General features: G+C 42.0%; 18 protein-coding genes. 7 read left to right on the top strand and 11 right to left on the bottom strand.

Going from position 1 to position 18,378, the window contains the following annotated elements:
* Positions 1-83 precede the first annotated feature (83 nt).
* From BMX50_RS34530 to BMX50_RS34525, 3 genes are all read left to right on the top strand, one after another.
* The gene (locus BMX50_RS34530; RefSeq protein WP_167667942.1) at positions 84-251 is read left to right on the top strand and encodes a hypothetical protein; all 168 of its coding nucleotides are present in this window, start codon (positions 84-86) and stop codon (positions 249-251) included.
* Between the two features lie 105 nt (positions 252-356).
* Entirely contained in the window at positions 357-1,727 is a 1,371-nt protein-coding gene (locus BMX50_RS15420) for a dipeptidase (RefSeq protein ID WP_091211428.1), read from the top strand.
* A gap of 103 nt (positions 1,728-1,830) precedes the next feature.
* On the top strand, positions 1,831-1,968 hold the full coding sequence (locus tag BMX50_RS34525) for a hypothetical protein (RefSeq protein WP_162996922.1): 138 nt from the start codon (positions 1,831-1,833) through the stop codon (positions 1,966-1,968).
* Positions 1,969-2,030: 62 nt separating this feature from the next.
* On the opposite strand, the gene BMX50_RS15415 is transcribed toward BMX50_RS34525, so the two are convergent.
* Together BMX50_RS15415 and BMX50_RS15410 are read right to left on the bottom strand one after the other, a co-directional pair.
* Positions 2,031-2,486, bottom strand: a complete 456-nt coding sequence (locus tag BMX50_RS15415) for a GNAT family N-acetyltransferase (protein WP_091211427.1) — start codon at positions 2,484-2,486, stop codon at positions 2,031-2,033.
* A gap of 4 nt (positions 2,487-2,490) precedes the next feature.
* Positions 2,491-3,588: a mandelate racemase/muconate lactonizing enzyme family protein gene (locus BMX50_RS15410; protein ID WP_091211843.1), complete on the bottom strand. Its 1,098-nt coding sequence runs from the start codon at positions 3,586-3,588 to the stop codon at positions 2,491-2,493.
* Positions 3,589-3,795: 207 nt separating this feature from the next.
* On the opposite strand from BMX50_RS15410, the gene BMX50_RS15405 reads away from it, so the two are divergent.
* The 3 genes from BMX50_RS15405 to BMX50_RS15395 all read left to right on the top strand — a co-directional run bounded on the left by BMX50_RS15405 (position 3,796) and on the right by BMX50_RS15395 (position 7,908).
* On the top strand, positions 3,796-4,536 hold the full coding sequence (locus tag BMX50_RS15405) for a DUF4290 domain-containing protein (RefSeq protein WP_091211426.1): 741 nt from the start codon (positions 3,796-3,798) through the stop codon (positions 4,534-4,536).
* 270 nt (positions 4,537-4,806) lie between these two features.
* A complete protein-coding gene (murA, locus tag BMX50_RS15400; RefSeq protein ID WP_091211425.1) occupies positions 4,807-6,114 on the top strand; it encodes a UDP-N-acetylglucosamine 1-carboxyvinyltransferase in 1,308 nt (435 codons plus the stop codon).
* A 231-nt stretch (positions 6,115-6,345) separates the two neighbouring features.
* Positions 6,346-7,908, top strand: a complete 1,563-nt coding sequence (locus BMX50_RS15395) for an ArnT family glycosyltransferase (protein ID WP_091211424.1) — start codon at positions 6,346-6,348, stop codon at positions 7,906-7,908.
* A 42-nt stretch (positions 7,909-7,950) separates the two neighbouring features.
* On the opposite strand, the gene BMX50_RS15390 is transcribed toward BMX50_RS15395, so the two are convergent.
* The 5 genes from BMX50_RS15390 to BMX50_RS15370 form a co-directional block, all read right to left on the bottom strand.
* Positions 7,951-8,319 (bottom strand): YbbC/YhhH family protein, encoded by a 369-nt coding sequence (locus BMX50_RS15390; RefSeq protein ID WP_091211423.1) that lies wholly within the window; start codon positions 8,317-8,319, stop codon positions 7,951-7,953.
* A gap of 78 nt (positions 8,320-8,397) precedes the next feature.
* The gene (locus tag BMX50_RS15385; protein ID WP_091211422.1) at positions 8,398-9,759 is read right to left on the bottom strand and encodes a pyridoxal-phosphate dependent enzyme; all 1,362 of its coding nucleotides are present in this window, start codon (positions 9,757-9,759) and stop codon (positions 8,398-8,400) included.
* Between the two features lie 403 nt (positions 9,760-10,162).
* On the bottom strand, positions 10,163-11,020 hold the full coding sequence (locus tag BMX50_RS15380; RefSeq protein ID WP_091211421.1) for an AMP nucleosidase: 858 nt from the start codon (positions 11,018-11,020) through the stop codon (positions 10,163-10,165).
* Positions 11,021-11,110: 90 nt separating this feature from the next.
* Positions 11,111-12,349, bottom strand: a complete 1,239-nt coding sequence (gene clpX, locus BMX50_RS15375; protein ID WP_091211420.1) for an ATP-dependent Clp protease ATP-binding subunit ClpX — start codon at positions 12,347-12,349, stop codon at positions 11,111-11,113.
* Between the two features lie 175 nt (positions 12,350-12,524).
* Positions 12,525-13,250 (bottom strand): ATP-dependent Clp protease proteolytic subunit, encoded by a 726-nt coding sequence (locus tag BMX50_RS15370; RefSeq protein WP_091211419.1) that lies wholly within the window; start codon positions 13,248-13,250, stop codon positions 12,525-12,527.
* 201 nt (positions 13,251-13,451) lie between these two features.
* Here BMX50_RS15370 and BMX50_RS34300 point away from each other — a divergent pair, with 201 nt between their 5' ends.
* The gene (locus tag BMX50_RS34300) at positions 13,452-13,646 is read left to right on the top strand and encodes a hypothetical protein (RefSeq protein WP_143065188.1); all 195 of its coding nucleotides are present in this window, start codon (positions 13,452-13,454) and stop codon (positions 13,644-13,646) included.
* Between the two features lie 68 nt (positions 13,647-13,714).
* Here BMX50_RS34300 and tig read toward each other — a convergent pair whose 3' ends face one another.
* The 4 genes from tig to BMX50_RS15350 all read right to left on the bottom strand — a co-directional run bounded on the left by tig (position 13,715) and on the right by BMX50_RS15350 (position 18,071).
* Positions 13,715-15,073: a trigger factor gene (tig, locus tag BMX50_RS15365; protein ID WP_091211418.1), complete on the bottom strand. Its 1,359-nt coding sequence runs from the start codon at positions 15,071-15,073 to the stop codon at positions 13,715-13,717.
* 473 nt (positions 15,074-15,546) lie between these two features.
* Positions 15,547-16,530: a cytochrome C gene (locus tag BMX50_RS15360; RefSeq protein WP_091211417.1), complete on the bottom strand. Its 984-nt coding sequence runs from the start codon at positions 16,528-16,530 to the stop codon at positions 15,547-15,549.
* A 90-nt stretch (positions 16,531-16,620) separates the two neighbouring features.
* Positions 16,621-17,346, bottom strand: a complete 726-nt coding sequence (locus BMX50_RS15355; protein ID WP_091211416.1) for a head GIN domain-containing protein — start codon at positions 17,344-17,346, stop codon at positions 16,621-16,623.
* A gap of 116 nt (positions 17,347-17,462) precedes the next feature.
* A complete protein-coding gene (locus BMX50_RS15350; RefSeq protein ID WP_091211415.1) occupies positions 17,463-18,071 on the bottom strand; it encodes a GIN domain-containing protein in 609 nt (202 codons plus the stop codon).
* Positions 18,072-18,378: the final 307 nt, after the last annotated feature.

Genomic DNA, 18,378 nt, shown 5'->3' with positions numbered 1-18,378 from the left:
TCTGGTCCTGGTCCAAAAAGAGATTTAGGTTCTGCTGATTTCATGGCATAACTGCTTTAATCCATCATAAAACTGTTAACAATATGAAAAAGTTTATCGTAGCAGCAGCGGTTTTAATAGCGACAGGGCTTACAGCTGTGTCCTTGACTCACAAAGAGGCGAAAACTGAAATTAAAGTAAAAGTTGAGAAAACTGAGTTTTCAAACCAAACTCTCAATTCACCAAAACACGACCTTGGGTCTGCAGACTAATTGGCGAATTGGTATTATGATTTTAACAACTAAAAATCATTAGCCAATAAACTAATGAACGAGTGAACCAATGAACTGACTATATTTGCTGCAAATCATAATATTATGCAGCACATAAAGCAATATGTTGAGCAAAACAAACAGCGTTTACTTGATGAGTTATTCGACCTGTTACGTTTAGCATCGGTTAGTGCCGACCCAAAATACAAACCTGAAGTATTAAAAACTGCCGATTATGTGGCAGCAAAGCTTCGCGATGCCGGAGCCGATAATGTTGAAATTTGCCAAACCGCCGGCTACCCTATAGTATACGGCGAAAAGATCATAGACGCATCGAAACCTACGGTATTGGTTTATGGTCACTATGATGTACAACCACCCGATCCGTTGGAACTGTGGAAAACCCCTCCCTTTGAACCAACTGTTCGCGACGGAAAAATATACGCCCGCGGTGCCTGCGATGACAAAGGCCAGTTTTACATGCATGTAAAAGCTTTTGAGCTGATGATGCAAACCGGCACACTTCCCTGCAACATCAAATTTATGATTGAAGGTGAAGAAGAAGTAGGCTCTTCAAACCTGGGTATCTTTGTAAAAGCCAATAAGGAAAAATTAAAAGCTGATGTTGTGTTGATCTCAGATACCTCGATGATCAGCATGGAGCACCCATCACTTGAAACTGGCTTACGAGGTCTCTCCTACCTTGAGGTTGAAGTAACCGGCCCTAACCGCGATCTGCATTCGGGTGTGTACGGTGGAGCGGTAGCCAACCCAATCACCATCCTGGCGCAAATGATTGCTACCCTGCACGATGAAAATAATCACATCACCATTCCTGGCTTTTATGATAATGTAGTGCCGCTTACCGAAGCCGAACGCAATGCCCTGAACAGCGCACCTTACGATGAAGCCGAATACAAAAAAGACCTTGACGTAGCTGAGCTTTGGGGCGAAAAAGGTTACAGCACCTTTGAGCGTACAGGCACCCGTCCAACACTCGAACTAAACGGTATCTGGGGTGGCTATATTGGCGAAGGTGCAAAAACGGTATTGCCTTCAAAAGCCAATGCTAAAATCTCTATGCGTTTGGTGCCAAACCAAACATCAGAAGCCATAACCAAACTGTTTACCGATCACTTTTTGAGTATTGCCCCTCCTTATGTTAAGGTTAAGGTAACACCACATCACGGCGGCGAACCGGCTGTAACCCCTACCGATAGCGTAGCTTACCGTGCAGCTCAAAAAGCCATAGCCGAATCATTTGGTAAAGAGCCAATCCCAACACGCGGCGGCGGCAGTATCCCTATTGTTGCTTTATTTGAAGCCGAGCTTGGTTTAAAAACAGTGTTAATGGGTTTCGGCCTTGATAGCGATGCCCTTCACTCGCCTAACGAAAAATATGATATTTATAATTATTATAAAGGCATCGAAACCATTCCGCTGTTTCACAAATATTTTGCAGAACTGTCAAACTAACGTGTAAAAGCTTTAATTTGAATTTAACGGTGGTTATTTTTTGATTTTACGTAAAACAAATAATATATTTATGATATTATCTAACTGTATAAATCAAACAACCATGGCAACTAAAGAATTGGACAAAGAAAAGACCGATGCATCAAAGCCGTTGCGCGATCACAAACCACTTAAACAGGAAAAAAACACCACCGCTAAAACTTTGAGCGACAGCAAATGGAAACGAAAGCCCCTGTTATAAGATATTTATAACACCCCACGAGCCGGCAAGTAAAAGCTTACCGGCTCGTTTTTTTTTTGCAATTACAGCCTTATCCGCATCTCGATCATCCGCTTTTCAAACCCTACCTTTTCGTAGGCTTTAATAGCACCGATATTATTGTTGTATACTTCAAGCCTGATTTCGGCAAGCCCCTGATCTGCTGCCCACTTTTTTAAGTCCTCAATAATTGCCTGGTTTACGCCCCTTCCGCGATAGGCGGGCAAAACATACATAAAACCCAGGTAAGCATATTTTTCAAAGTCATAGTACGCATCCGGGTTCTTTTTGATGCGGGCGTAACCGCTTCCGGCTATCTCTCCGTCAATTTCGGCCACCAAAACCTGTACTTCGGCCGAAGCTATAAACGCTTTTAAATCATAATAGCTGATGGGATCGGGTTTAAGCGTGCTATCAAAAGGGCGTTCGGTAGTAATTATGCCCTGCTCAAATTGCAGCAATACGGGCAGGTCATCATTGGTAGCTTTTCTGATCAGCATTTATTTAAATAGTAAATCGTTCACAATCTGCCAGGAATAACTCATCAGCATCTGCTCCTATCCCCGGCGCATCCTCAATGTTTAAATGATAGCCATCATACACTGCTCCGCCAACACAGGGATCAACCAAATGCCCTAATTTGCAGGTATCCATATCATAAAACCGGATATTAGGACAGGCATACACAAAATGTAGTTTAGCACTTAAGGCGATCCTGCTTTCCAGCATCCCGCCCATCATACACGGAATGCCATATGAAGCCGCAACATCATGAACCTGTTTAGCCTCATAAATACCTCCCGACTTGGCCATCTTTATATTAATATAATGACAAGCACCTGCGTTGATCTGTTTACGGGCATCGTGGTGGTTATATACGCTTTCATCGGCCATGATCTTAACCGGCGATAGTTCCATCAATTCGGGTAACCTATCATCATACCAGGTACGTATCGGTTGCTCGCAAAATTCAATATCATATTGTGCAATTGACTGTAAAGCAAACACTGCTTCGTTAAAAGTCCAGCCCTGGTTGGCATCTATCCGGATCTTCATAGCCGGGCCAATAGCTTCGCGGATCTGCTTAATGCGTTCTACGTCTTCAATGACATTTTTGCCCAGTTTTACCTTTAATATATTAGCTCCGGCGGCTTTAAAATCAAGTGCCTTTAAAGCCATGGTGTGATGCCCCGCTATACCTATAGTAATATCCGATTCAACGACACGCTTTTCACCGCCTAAAAACTGGTACAAAGGTAAACCGGCGCTTTTAGCAGCTATATCAAACAGGGCATTATCAAAGGCACTTTTTATGGTTGTATTACCGGCTGTGAAGCTATGCAGCTCCTGAAGCCGCGCCTCAATATCAAGCGCATCCTTCCCTTTCCATAACCGGGCAAACTCGCGTGCCATAACCAGGCAGGTGTCCTGCGTTTCGCCAACAATCATCGGGAAGGCAGAGCATTCCCCCACACCGTAAAAGCCGGCATCGGTATGTACGCGGATAAAAACATTTTGAGCATGCGCTAACGTTCCCGTAGCAATGGTAAACGGCTCCATCGGGATGCTGAAGCGGTATATATCTATATGAGTGATGGTTATTTGCTGATTTTCCAAATTGCAGATGTTTAAAAGCTAAAATAAAACAAATAATTGCAACAATTAACCAACGTAATTTGCGTATTATAAGTATTAGTTTATATTTGCATTACTTCAATACAAGTAACAATTCAATTTTAGCCTCTTTTGCCCTTCCAATCAGGGAAATTTGTCTGGCTAACTTTCAAATCTTCATAAAACACTATTAACATGGCTAAAGAAAACACGCCTGCAAATTTTGATTATAACTCAACCAGGAATAAATTGATCCTGTCTGAATATGGCCGCAACGTACAAAATATGGTTAAATATATTGTAGCGCTGCCAACTAAAGAAGAACGTAACCGCTACGCACAGGTAGTTATTGACCTGATGGGTTTCCTTAACCCTCACCTGCGTGATGTTGCCGATTTTAAGCACAAACTGTGGGATCACCTGCATATCATCTCTGATTACCAGATTGATGTAGATTCGTCGTACCCAAAACCATCACCTGATGCTGTGCATATTAAGCCAGCGCCTTTAAACTATCCTCATCAGCGTATAAAATACAAGCACTATGGCAAAACCATTGAGCTGATGATTGAAAAGGCAAAGGCCATTGAGGAGCCGGAACGCAAGCGCCACATGATCCAGGCTATCGCTAATTTTATGAAAATGGCCTATGTGCAATGGAATAAAGATTCGGTAAGTGACGAAAGCATTATTGCCGATTTATATGCATTATCGGGCGGCACGCTGAAACTTGAAGATAACGTTAATCTTAACCGTGTTGATTTCCGTCCTAACAACTTTCAGCAAAACAGTAATAATAACAACAATCGCGGCCGTAACAACAATCAAAACAACCAAAACCGCGGCGGCGGCAGTGGCGGCAGGCAAAATAATAATCAAAACCGCAACAACAACCAAAACCGCAACCGTAACAACGGCGGCGCAAAAAAATATTAAGAGTACCGAGTACTTTCCGGAGGACAAAAAAAAGCGTCATTGCGAGATACGATGCAATCCCCAATTAGCAGGTTAGCCCTGTATAGTTCGTGATTGCTTCGTACTCGCAATGACGTTTTTGTATTAATATCATTAATGATAAATCCCGTCTGCCTTTTATTTTATCTGCATTAATTTTCTAATCTTTGCCCCATATAAATTATTTGACAAAACCGATCATAGCTTTTACAGTTTATCATTGGTGATCTTATCAATTATCCGAAACTCCGCATGACTAACGCATTTGTAATAAACGGCGGCAAACCGCTAAAAGGTGAAATAACCCCACAGGGTGCAAAAAACGAAGCTTTACAGGTTATATCTGCTGTATTGCTTACCGCCGAAAAGGTAACCATCAGCAATATCCCTGATATTAAGGATGTAAACAAACTGATAGAGCTGCTTGGCGATATGGGTGTTATTGTTGAACGCATCAACGAACATACTTATACTTTCGAAGCCAAAGATATCAATCAGGACTTTTTCTTATCCGAGACATTCAAATCAAAAGGCGGCGGTTTACGGGGCTCTATCATGATAGTAGGCCCATTGCTTGCCCGCTTTGGCAAGGCTTCTATCCCGAAACCGGGTGGCGATAAAATCGGTCGCCGCAGGTTGGATACCCACTTCCTGGGTTTTGAAAAGCTGGGTGCACAATTTAACTATAATCCCGAAAATGGTTTCTTTAATGTGGATGCCTCTAACCTGCAGGGTACTTACATCCTGCTGGATGAAGCTTCGGTAACCGGAACAGCCAACGTGGTAATGGCGGCAGTATTGGCCAAAGGCACTACTACTATTTACAATGCCGCCTGCGAACCTTACCTGCAGCAGCTTTGTAAAATGCTGAGCCGTATGGGTGCTAAGATCAGCGGTATTGGCTCAAACCTGTTAACTATTGAAGGCGTTGAAAAACTGGGTGGTACAGAACACCGTTTATTGCCCGACATGATCGAGATTGGTTCGTTCATTGGCCTTGCAGCCATGACGGGCTCTGAGATCACCATTAAAGATGTTCAATACAAAGAGCTGGGTATGATCCCCGACGTTTTCAAACGTTTGGGCATTAAGCTGGAGCTTAGGGGCGATGATATCTTTATTCCTGCCCAGGAACACTACGAAATAGAAACGTTCATTGACGGCAGTATCATGACCATTGCCGACGCACCATGGCCAGGCTTCACTCCCGACTTATTAAGCATTGTACTGGTTGTTGCCATCCAGGCCAAAGGCTCGGTACTGATCCATCAGAAAATGTTTGAGAGCCGTTTATTCTTCGTAGATAAACTGCTGGATATGGGCGCACAGATCATTCTTTGTGATCCGCACCGTGCAACTGTTATCGGATTGGATAACCAGGTTAAACTACGCGGCATTTCCATGACCTCGCCGGATATCCGTGCCGGGGTTTCCTTATTAATTGCCGCACTTTCGGCCCAAGGGCAATCAACCATTTACAACATTGAACAAATTGAACGTGGCTATCAGCATATCGACACCAGGCTTAAAGCTTTGGGCGCTGATATAACAAGAATCTAAGTTTAGGTTAAAGGCGAAAAGTTAAAGGTTAAAGGTAGCTACACTTAGCGCAGCCTTTAACCTTTTTCTATTTTAGAGCTTTTCCTATTAAAATAGGATATTTAAGCTTGGAATACTGAAATAGTTGTACATAAAGGGAGCTTTGATCTTTCCTTTTTAAAAACCTTTCGCCTTTAACCTTTTACCTTTCACCTCAAAAATACTACCTTTAAAAAAACCATTCTGTAAACAATGCCTTACAAAAACCGGAAATCTACCTACGTTTATTTTGTACTGATATTTGTATTTATTAAAGTTGTTCTTAATCTTTTCGCTATATCGCATTTTGGTTTCCATCGCGATGAGTTTCTGCACCTTGTACTGGCCGATCATTTGGATTGGGGGTATAAGGAAGTACCACCATTTATAGCCATACTGGCAAAAATTTCAATTACTTGCTTTGGCGATTCGGTTTTTGCTGCGCGATTGTTCCCTACCCTGTTTGGAGGGCTTATTGTATTGCTTACTGGCCTCATAGTCATTGAATTTGGCGGAAAAAAGTTTGCCATAACCCTTGCCTGTTTGTCACTCATTTTTGCGCCTGCTTTTGCAGCAAGCGAATACCTTTTTCAGCCCGTAGTATTCGACCAATTTTGGTGGGTGATAACGGTTTGGCTATTAGTAAAATACCTTAATACTACCGATGTAAGGTACTTGTACTGGCTGGGCGCTGCAGTTGGCCTGGGTATACTCACTAAATATACTATGCTGTTTTTTGCAGCATCGCTGATTACCGGTATCCTTATCAGCAAACAACGTAAATTACTGTTCAATAAGCACATCCTTGGTGCAGCCTTGATAACAATAGTTATTGTGCTCCCTAACCTCATCTGGCAAATAACACATCACATGCCAGTATTTACACATATGAAAGCCCTGCGCGAGCAGCAGCTTGACTACATTACCCCAACAGACTTTATTAAACAGCAATTACTGGTAAACGGCGTAGCGTTATTTGTATGGCTTAATGGGCTGGCGTTCCTGATATTTTCGTTCAGGTTGCGTAATTTCCAGTTTCTGGCATTAGCTTATGCACTCATCTTCTTTTTTTTACTGATGATGGATGGCAAAAGCTACTACATCTTCGGAGCCTACCCCATGTTGTTTGCAGCAGGGGCGTTCGGTTTTGAGCGTTTATTAAAAACGAATGGTTATGTTTTGCGTACAGCCCTGGTAATATTATTTACGCTGCCCAATGCTTTGTTACTGCCCATTTTGTTGCCCATTTTGCCAATGGATCAAACCCTGGCATTTTTTCGGTTTGCCGATAAACACCTCCCCCCCGCCCGCTTTTCGATGACCTGGGAAGACGGTAAAAAACATGCAACCACGCAGGACTATGCCGATATGCTGGGATGGGATGACATGGCTGCGCTGGTTGATAAAGCCTACAAAAGCCTCAGTCCTGAAGATCAAAAACAAACCATAGTTTATGCCGATAACTACGGCGAAGCCGGTGCCCTGCACCATTATGGCAAACAATACGGCTATCCCGATGCAATTTCGCTGAACAGCAGCTTTACCCTTTGGGCACCCGACAGCCTCAAATGCAAATACATGATCTACGTAGATGACGGCGGCGGCAAAAACATTAAAGAATTTGTGGAAGGAAAAATGATCGGCAGCTTTACCAAAGTAGGTGAAGTAAGCAATCCCCTGGCACGGGAAAAAGGGACAGCCGTGTTTATTATTACACCAAATTATCGGTTAAATCAAAGGTATAGCCCGGAATTAGCGAAGAAGAGGTTGGAGTAGTTGAGGCGAAAGGCGAAAGATTAAAGGCAAAAGGTTTATTTATCATTTGTAATGTGTCAGCCTAACAACCTTTCCATCCTTAGCTGAAAGCACTATTAAAAAACAACCACCAAGCATTTTCTCAGGCAAAGTCCCGTTCAAAATCCAATAATCATTTACAAAATAAACTTCGTAGGGCCTTTCGTTGATTATTTGCTCTTTCCCGTAAATCTTAAATAAAATGGCTTCGGCAACAGCAATAGCTGTTTGCTTATCACTTATAACTTTATCGACATTTACCTGTTTGTCTTTTTTATTTGTTAGTGCTTCTTTAAGTTCATCCATGGCCACTTTAGGCCCAAGTAAAGTGCGTTTTTGCGAATGACCAAAAAGGGGCAGCAGAATCAGAAATGCAAAAGTTAAATATTTCATTACTTGAATATAACAAAAAAAGGCGTCATGCTACCCGCACAACACCTTTTGACTTTCGCCTTTAACCTTTTACCTAAATCAGGCTGATATCGCGTTTATAATATCATACTGGGTAATGATCTCAATTTTGCCATTCCCGTCTTCAACCAGCACCGCAATATTATCTTTATTGATCATGGCCGAGATCCTGTCGATTGAAGTATTCAGATCAACAAACGGGAACGGTGCAGTGGTAATGTTTTTGATCGGCTGCGATTTGATGGACGGATTTTCGATCAGCGAATCAAGGATATCGCTCTCGGTGATCTTGCCTATCACCATGCCTTTTTGTGTAACCGGAATTTGCGAGATATTAAGCGATTTGATGGTATTGATAGCCTCCAGTACACTCTTTTCACAATCAATGGTAATGATTTCCTGTACGTCTTTTTTGCTGATGATATCGCGGGCGGTTAATTTTTCGTCTTTCAGGAAACCACGATCGCGCAGCCAGTCGTCGTTGTACATTTTACCAAGGTAACGGGTGCCATGGTCGGGGAAAACGATCACAACCACATCGCCTTCTTTAAACTTATCCTTCATTTGCAATAAACCAGCCACTGCCGATCCTGTTGAATTACCAGAGAAGATACCTTCTTTACGCGCAATTTCGCGGGTCATAAGGGCAGCATCTTTATCGGTCACTTTTTCAAAGTGATCTATCAGGCTAAAATCAACATTTTGCGGCAGGAAATCTTCGCCTATACCTTCAGTGATATACGGATAGATTTCGTTTTTATCAAAAACACCTGTTTCCTTGTATTTTTTAAATACCGAACCGTAAGTATCAATACCTAACACCTGTATAGCCGGGTTCTTCTCTTTCAGATAGCGGGCAATGCCTGATATGGTACCACCGGTACCTACACCTGCAATCAGGTGTGTGATTTTACCTTCGGTTTGCTCCCAAATTTCGGGGCCTGTTGATTCATAGTGCGCCTGTGAATTGCTCAGGTTATCATACTGATTAGGCTTCCACGAGTTGGGGACTTCCCTTTCCAGGCGCGATGATACCGAATAATATGATCGTGGATCTTCCGGCTCTACATTGGTTGGACAAACAATTACCTCGGCACCAAAAGCACGCAGGGCATCAAACTTTTCTTTTGATTGTTTATCGGTGCTGGTAAAAATACACTTGTAGCCTTTTATAACCGCCGCAATAGCTAACCCCATACCGGTATTGCCCGATGTACCTTCAATAATAGTTCCTCCGGGTTTAAGCTTGCCGCTTTTTTCGGCATCCTCAATCATTTTAAGGGCCATACGGTCTTTTATGGAGTTGCCGGGGTTGGTTGTCTCTATCTTGGCTAAAACGGTAGCAGGGATGTCTTTTGCTACTTTATTCAGTTTTACCAGCGGCGTATTGCCAATGGTATCGAGTATGTTATTGTACCACATAATTTAAATCTCTACTAACCCGGTATATAAAGCAGGGTTACGCCTCAAAAATAAGTTTCTTAAATGATATTTCTTTTATGGAATAGTAAATAACATAAATAACTTACCCAAGATAAATTAAAAGCAGCAATGGAAAAAATAGCGGGAAAGCCTAAGGATATTATAGAGAGAGAATATATGTCAAAGCCCCAACAGGCCATCACACCGTAAACCTCATCCCCCGTTACAACGGTAAATACACCCTAAATCCGGCCAAAGCCGAAATGATGTATTTCCCGGTATTTTACGGCAGAGAGGGGATGAAGCGGATTGTCATTGATTAGAACCTTGATTTTCCTGATTTAAGGATTTCTTGATATCATAATCTATCAGGTAATCCTTAAATCCTAAAAATCATGGTTCCTTAGAATTTCAAATGCTTAACCGTTAACCCGTTATTGATCAACTGCTTTAACGATTCGATACCGATGTGCAGGTGCGTTTCAACAAATTGTTCGGTTACTGATGAATCACTTTCGGCGGTTTTAACACCTTCGGGGATCATCGGTTGATCTGATACAAGCAACAATGCGCCTGTAGGGATCTTGTTGGCAAAGCCTGTGGTAAATATGGTTGCTGTTTCCATATCAACAGCCATGGCGCGCAGATCTTTAAGGTATTTCTTGAATACTTTATCATGCTCCCAAACGCGGCGGTTGGTGGTGTAGCAGGTACCTGTCCAGTAATCGCGTGAGTAGTCACGAATGGTAGTCGAGATAGCTTTCTGCAGCGCGAATGAAGGCAATGCAGGCACTTCGGGCGGTAAATAATCGTTCGATGTACCTTCGCCCCTAATGGCTGCTATCGGCAGGATCAGGTCGCCTACATTGTTCTTCTTTTTCAAGCCACCACATTTACCCAAAAATATTACCGCTTTTGGGTGAATGGCGGTAAGCAGGTCCATAACTGTGGCCGCAACCGAGCTACCCATACCAAAGTTAATAATGGTAATACCATTGGCTGTAACGCTTTGCATCGGTTTATCGACCCCCATAATAGGCGCGTTATCATTCCACTGCGAAAACAGCTGGATGTACTTTGAAAAATTGGTGAGGATAATATACTCGCCAAACGCTTCAAGCGGCCGGCCGGTGTAGCGCGGCAGCCAGTTGGCTACAATTGCTTCCTTGGTTTTTAACCCTGATTTTACGGGCGATTGCACTTCCTTCACCGGCGGTGGTAAGGCATCTCCGTCTTTTTTAATGTTTAATTCTTCGTTCATATGATTTGTTTTTATACAGCAAACCCCGGTATGATAACCAGGGCCGCTTTATTTTTTAATAAATATAAGTGTTTACTTATATACTGTGCGTTAAGCTACTTTTAACTTTTTCAGATCAGATTTCTCAAATTTCTCGTGCGCGTAATCCAATGTTACGTTCAGGCGTTTCACATCTTTTTTAGATGGGAACTCAAACATAGCATCAATCATGATAGCTTCGCATATGGAGCGTAAGCCCCTTGCACCAAGTTTAAACTCCATTGCTTTATCAACAATGAACTCCAATACTTCGTCTTCAAAATCAAGCTTTACTCCTTCGTATTCAAACAGTTTTTTGTATTGTTTCAATAACGAGTTTTTAGGCTCGGTTAAGATATTGTGCAATGCTTCCCTATCAAGCGGGTTGAGGTAGGTAAGCACCGGTAAACGGCCTATCAACTCGGGGATCAAACCAAACGATTTTAAATCCTGCGGGGTGATATATTTATAGAAGTTTTTGGTGTCGATATCACCTTCGTCGTTCTTAAACTTGTAACCAACAGTTTGGGTACGCAGACGATTGGCTATCTTCCTTTCAATACCATCAAAAGCACCTCCGCAAATGAACAGGATGTTGCTGGTATTTACGGTGATCATTTTCTGATCGGGGTGTTTACGACCGCCTTGTGGTGGTACGTTAACCATGGTACCTTCCAGGATCTTTAACAAGGCCTGTTGTACACCTTCGCCGGAAACATCGCGGGTTATAGAAGCATTATCACTTTTACGCGCTATTTTATCAACCTCATCAATGTAAACGATACCTTTTTCGGCAAGGGTTACATCATAATCGGCAGATTGTAACAGGCGGGTCAGGATACTTTCAACGTCCTCCCCTACATAACCGGCTTCGGTTAATACAGTGGCATCGCAAATGCAAAACGGAACGTTAAGTACTTTTGCAAGTGTTTTGGCAAGCAGGGTTTTACCTGTACCGGTTTCACCTACCATGATGATGTTTGATTTTTCAATCTCAACCTCATCTTTATCAATACGCTGGTTTAAGCGTTTGTAATGATTATATACAGCTACAGAAAGTATCTTTTTGGCATCATCCTGACCGATAACATATTGGTCAAGGTGGGCTTTCATTTCTGACGGCTTAAGCAAGGCCGGCGCCAGAGGCGATGACTTCACTTTACGTACCTTCAACTCCTCGGCCAATATTTCATTGGCCTGGTTCACACATTTATCGCAAATGTGTGCATCAAGTCCTGCTATTAACATCAGGGAATCCTGTTTACCAGCACCGCAAAATGAACACCTGATCTCCTTGCTGTTTTTATTCATCTGATTCGTTTTCTTACTCAAAGTTAAATAATTAGTGACAGAAAAAAAAATCCTGTCCGTAAGTCGGGAAGTCAGCAAGTCCAAAAGCTGCTTAGCCTCCGGACTTACTGACTTTTCAAAACCCTAAACTTCCGGACTTTCCGACTTATCGGACTTCCGGACTCTCAGGACAAAATTATTTTCCTTTGTTACCTTTTAATATTTCGTCAACCATACCAAATTCTTTGGCTTCTTCTGCAATCATCCAGTAGTCACGGTCAGATGCATCCCAAACTTTTTGGTAAGGCGCACCACTATGATCGGCAATGATCTGGTACAATTCTTTTTTCAATTTGGTTATCTCCTGGTAAGTGATCTCAATGTCCGACTGCTGGCCCTGAGCACCGCCTGATGGCTGGTGGATCATTACCCTTGCATGCGGAAGCGCTGCTCTTTTACCTTCAGTACCTGCTACTAACAATACAGCAGCCATTGAAGCGGCCATACCTGTACAAATAGTGGCTACATCATTTGATATAAACTGCATAGTGTCATAAATACCTAAACCGGCATAAACCGAGCCACCTGGCGAGTTAATGTAGATCTGGATATCGCGTTTAGCATCAGCCGACTGCAAGAAAAGCAACTGAGCCTGGATAATGTTTGCAATATTATCATAAATAGCATCGCCAAGGAAAATGATACGGTCCATCATCAAACGTGAAAACACGTCCATGGCCTGTACATTAAGCTGGCGCTCCTCAAGAATGTATGGGGTCATACCTGTTGGTACGGTAGTGATACCAGAAGGCATGCTGCTTCTTTCAACACTTCCAATATACTTGTCTACATAAAGGCTGTTAATACGGTGATGCTTAACAGCATATTTTCTGAATTCGTTTTTATCGATATTACTGCTCATGGTTTTTGTTTGTTGTTCGTTAGGAAATGCGGGCGTCTTACCCGCGATAAATATAGTTTTTAGTTCAATAGATTTTTTGCAAGATAGTTTTTATTACGTAATTTTTTGATGAGGCCTTAATGACGAAACCGGATTTTTTTGGTCAAAACTAACAGTTGAGCTTACCGGGGAGATGTTGGTGACAACACCAACATCGGGCAGGTGACAACACCAAAATCGGGCTTAGGTGGCAACACCAGCATTGGGCGCACCATCAACATCGGGCAGGTTTTCCTACCGTCATTGCGAGGCACGAAGCAATCCCCGATAAGCAGGGCGGCCAAGCCAATTCCCCCTGTAGAGTTTGGGATTGCTTCGTACCTCGCAATGACGCTTACTTTTGAGTTGGGGATATAAAACACCAAAAGCAACCCGATGAGTTGCTTTTGGTGAATATGCTAATCTCCTGTCGGAGATAAAACTGCTTACTGTGCTGCAGTAACCAATGCACTGAAATCAGTGTAAAGGATGTCCTGCTTATCTAAAGTGATCACATTTTTGATATAGTCAAATACCTTCAATGCTTTTACCTCTTCAAATATTTTGTTAGCGTTGTCTTTGTTTTGCAGGTACTGAACGGTGTACTGGCCTAATTGCTCTTCAGGGATCGCAGTTGGGCTGTACATTCTGAACTGCTGATCTAAACGGATCTTAGCTAATTCAAACACGTCTTCGTATTTAATTTCGATACTGTTATCGGTAATTACTTTGTTTTCGATCAAAGTCCATTTCAGATTTTGAGCAAAATCATTGTAACCACCTTCTAATTCCTCGTCGCTCAGTTTTTCGTTGGTTGCTTTTAACCAGCGTTTCAGGAACTCATCAGGAAGAGCGAAATCAACTTTAGCGATAGCCAGTTTGTAAGTGTCGTCCTGCAATTTGCGGTCGGCATCCTGAACCATCATGCTTTCAAGCTCTTCAGTAATTTTAGTCCTGAATTCCTCTTCGGTAGTTACTGTACCTTCACCAAATAATTTGTCAAAGAACTCCTGGTTAAGATCACTTTCCTCTAAACGGTTAACGTTTTTAACAGTTAATTGAAAATCTGACCTTAAATCAGCTGCATCGTCTTCTTCAATTTTCAATAAACCGGCAATTTTAGCTGCGTCGTTATCAAAAGCTTTACGAATATCGAATGTTAACACATCGTCTTTTTTCAAACCGATCAATGAAGCTTTAATAGCCTCATCTTTGATCTGATCTAAACGTACAGATGCTGTATTGGTTATTCCACCCTCAAAAACACTACCATCAGCCGAAAGTTGAACCAATTCGCTGTAAAGAACGTCATCGTCTGCCGATACGTCAGGATTTGTCATTTTGCCATAGCTCCTGCGGATGTTTTTGATCCTTGAAGCCAGCGTTTCGTCATCAACTTTAATAACATATTGTGTTAATTTATCGGTTGATGAAAAGTCAATGCTGAACTGAGGAGCTAAACCTAATTCATATTTAAACTCAAAGTTATCGGCAAAATCCCAGTTATATTCTTTGTTGTCATCGATAGCCGGTAAAGGCTGACCTAATACGGCCAGTTTCTGCTCGTCGATGTAGTTATTTAAAGTATCTTGTAACAGGTTGTTGATCTCGTCAACAAGGATGCTTTTACCGTACATTTTTTTGATGTGCGCGGCAGGCACCATGCCCGGGCGAAAACCAGGAAGCTTTGCTTTTTTAGCGTTTTCCTTTATAGCTTTTTCAACACGTGGCTGGTAATCTTCAGGGTTGATGTTAATTTTAACAACTGCGTTCAGGTCATTAATTTTTTCCTGTGTAATATTCATCTTTTACCGGGTATTTAATTTAATCCTTTGAAATATAGCCTAAAACCTAATCCGTGCTATACAAAATTCGAGGCGCAAAAGTATGAATTTATTTTTAATTAGTGGTTGATTTTATATTGTTTTCAAGGAAAATGAAACTGCTTTTAAATGAATTGACCGGCAGGGCCCGCACAACAATTGCGTATAAATTTGTCTGAACCTGTGTTTATCCGAACCCGAATTAAACGATTTTTTAGAATTGATTGAAAACAAGAGGACTTGCGTATCATTTCTGGTAAATTCTTTAATTCAATAAATTGGGGGTCACTCAATATGGGCGTTGCCTGCGGCCCGGGCTTTACGCTGCAAGTCCTCGCCTTTCCTACCCGCAATCCCAACGCTCGCTGCGGGCTTTCCGCTTCAATCCCTAACGCGGCCCCCGCACTGCCCATAAAACCGGGCATTAAACCCAACTAACCTCTAATCTCCAATCTCTATTTCCCATTCCTTTCAAATTTTAAAACATGGTTACTGATGGGCTTTATCGTTTTTAAATACGCATAAATCGCTTCCAGATCTGACACCTTCATACTGCCATATCTCCACCATGGCATAATGGTTTGAAATTCGCCCGGTTTTACCGGAGTGGGCCGTACTTTGCCGTTAGCGTATTGGGTGAACCGGTTTACAAACTGCCCCTTTGTCCAGCTGCCTATGCCGGTTTCTTTATCGGGCGTAATATTGGCCGAAAATACTTTGCTGCCTCCGGGCACAACATAGCCCTGCCCACCGGCAAAAGCCATAGCTTCATTGAGCTGGCCTTTATTTGATTGCGTGTGGCACTCTTTACAGGCTGCTGCGTTTAATAAATAAGCTCCATACTTAATAGTATCTGCCGAACTGGGAATACTTCCCAATGTTGCTTTCTGAGGCATGGTATGCACAATAATATTGAGTGGAAAATCGAGCTGATGGCCCGGATAATTTTTACCAACAGGCTTCAAAGTGCGCATGTAAGCAATGATGGAATAAAGATCTTCCCTATCCATTTTTGCATAGTACGGCCATGGCATTATCGGGAATATGGCCGAGCCATCTTTTTTAACGCCGGTGGTCATCGCCCTGAATATCTCACCATCTGTCCAGCCACTCAAATTTAAAGGTGTAATATTGGGCGAATAAACCGTGCCGGGAAAACCTGCCGAAGCATCAAACTTTTCGCCTCCGGCACCCAATACTGTCGAATCGGAAGGACCTGCAAATTTATCCCAGCTCCGGGTGGAATGACAATCCAGGCAAACGGTTACGTTATTAGCAAGATACTTGCCGCGGGCTATGCGCAGTGGGGTGGCATCTACTTTAATAGCTTCGGGTTGGCCCACATTGGGTAATGCCAGGGTTATGTAGGAGATGCCGGCAACAGCGATGAGGACAAGCGCTATAACTGCATAGGCTGTCCATTTTAAAAACTTTTTCATTCAAATTTTTAATTAGTGATAGGTTGTAAAATCAAAAAGGCCGCGAATTAGTTATATCCCCGGCCTCTTCGTTAATTTTTATAAGGTCGATCAGTCAACTTTTTTGATAGATGAAGCGCCCGATTTATCGTTATTCACGGTAGATGGAGAACCTTTGTATTGAATTTCAGACGCGCCGCTGGTGTGCACGTTCAAAGTTTTAAGCACGTTAATCTTGCAATGGGCAATCCCTGATGTTTCAATATCATAATCACCTACAACAAAATCAAAGGCATCTATTTTACCGGCACCGCTCAAATCAATTTTGTGCGATGCAGCCTGGCCTGTAAGATGTACTTCTGTAGCACCACTACCATCGGTTGATACATTGGCGGCATTGAGGTCAAGATTAATTTTAGTGGCGCCGGATAAATCAAGAGAAAAATCTTTTGCATTAATTTTACCGTCCGAATTAACTTCAACTGCACCAGCTGCTTTTATTTCATCGAGATTTTTTACGCCGATATTGATCACCATCTCCCCCGGATCGCAGAAATTCTTTTTTGATTTAATATGTAACGTACCATCTTCAACCGAAGTTGAAATGTATTTGATCAGGTTGTCATCAGCTTTGATATCAATTGTTAGTGAGCTATCCTGCTTCAGGTGAACTTTAAAAGCACCGGAGATCTCAACTTTTTTAAAATCTTCGGCTTTACGCTTCTCTGTTGTTTGATTGCCCGAACCGTGTACGCACCTGTAGTTACATGATGACAATATGCCTGTAGTTATTAATAATGCGCCTGCTATAGTGATGGTAGAAAGGTATTTTTTCATAGTTTGGTTGTTATGACGCCGAACGGCGGTTTAGTGTTACATCAAAATTAAAAAAAGCTACCACATTTTAGGTGATAGCTTTTGAATATATGATGGACTTTTGCAAAAGTGAGGTATTAAAGGCCTGCAAACTCGTTCTCAACGGTGTACTTAGCAGGTGCGTTGGTTACTTTATCGGTAAAGCTTACTGCGGCAAAAGCGTTGTTGTTTACAAATGATTCGCGGGTGTGGTTCAGCGTGTAAACATCGGCAGTACCGGTAAATTCAGCTTTAGCTTTGTCGTTAACATTCACGGTTGCTACATAAGCTTCAACATTTAATTTAGCAGATGCATTGTTGTAAAGGTTAACGTTCAAATCAAGTGCGGCAAGTTTTCCGAATGATTTAACTTCGGCATTATCATAAGCATCAATAGCTTTAAGATCATTGGCGGTTACCCAAACTACCAGTTTTTCGTTTTTATATGAGGTGATACGTAGTGTACCGTTGTTGTTTTGTACAAGAGCGCTTTCTGAATAGTATTTGTTATAAACTTTAACATTTTCGTTTTCGCCGGCTGATACATATACTTCAACGTTACCGCGAACTTCGATCTTGTTGATCTTACTTACGTTGTTTAAAACTACGGCTGCGCCGTTATCTATTTTGGTTGCTGCATTAGCTGCAGTTGATACTCCAAGTGCTAAAACTAAAGAGGTTGCGATTGTTAATATTGTAGTTTTCATGATGATTAATATTTTGATTGTCAATTATTTGTGTTGTTATTTCATTTAATACACAGATAAGACGCCCCCATTTTTAAAACGTTACAGGGGTTTCGGGCAAATTAGATGTACAGCAGGTTTTAGTCGGCGAACGGCGGAATATCATCGGTAAACAGCGGAAGAATTTTTGATTATAAATGTGCAGATTTCAGATGTGCAGACGGAAGCTGGGATTACGGATGTGGAGATTTCAAATGTGCAGATGTGATTTGTCGATAAAAAACAAAAAGCGTTATTGTTCAATAACGCTTTCGATGATAGAGATTAA

The organism is Mucilaginibacter gossypiicola, from assembly GCF_900110105.1.
Classification (GTDB): domain Bacteria; phylum Bacteroidota; class Bacteroidia; order Sphingobacteriales; family Sphingobacteriaceae; genus Mucilaginibacter; species Mucilaginibacter gossypiicola.
Note: the sequence above shows the minus strand (reverse complement) of the source record. Positions and strands in the feature narration are given on the sequence as shown.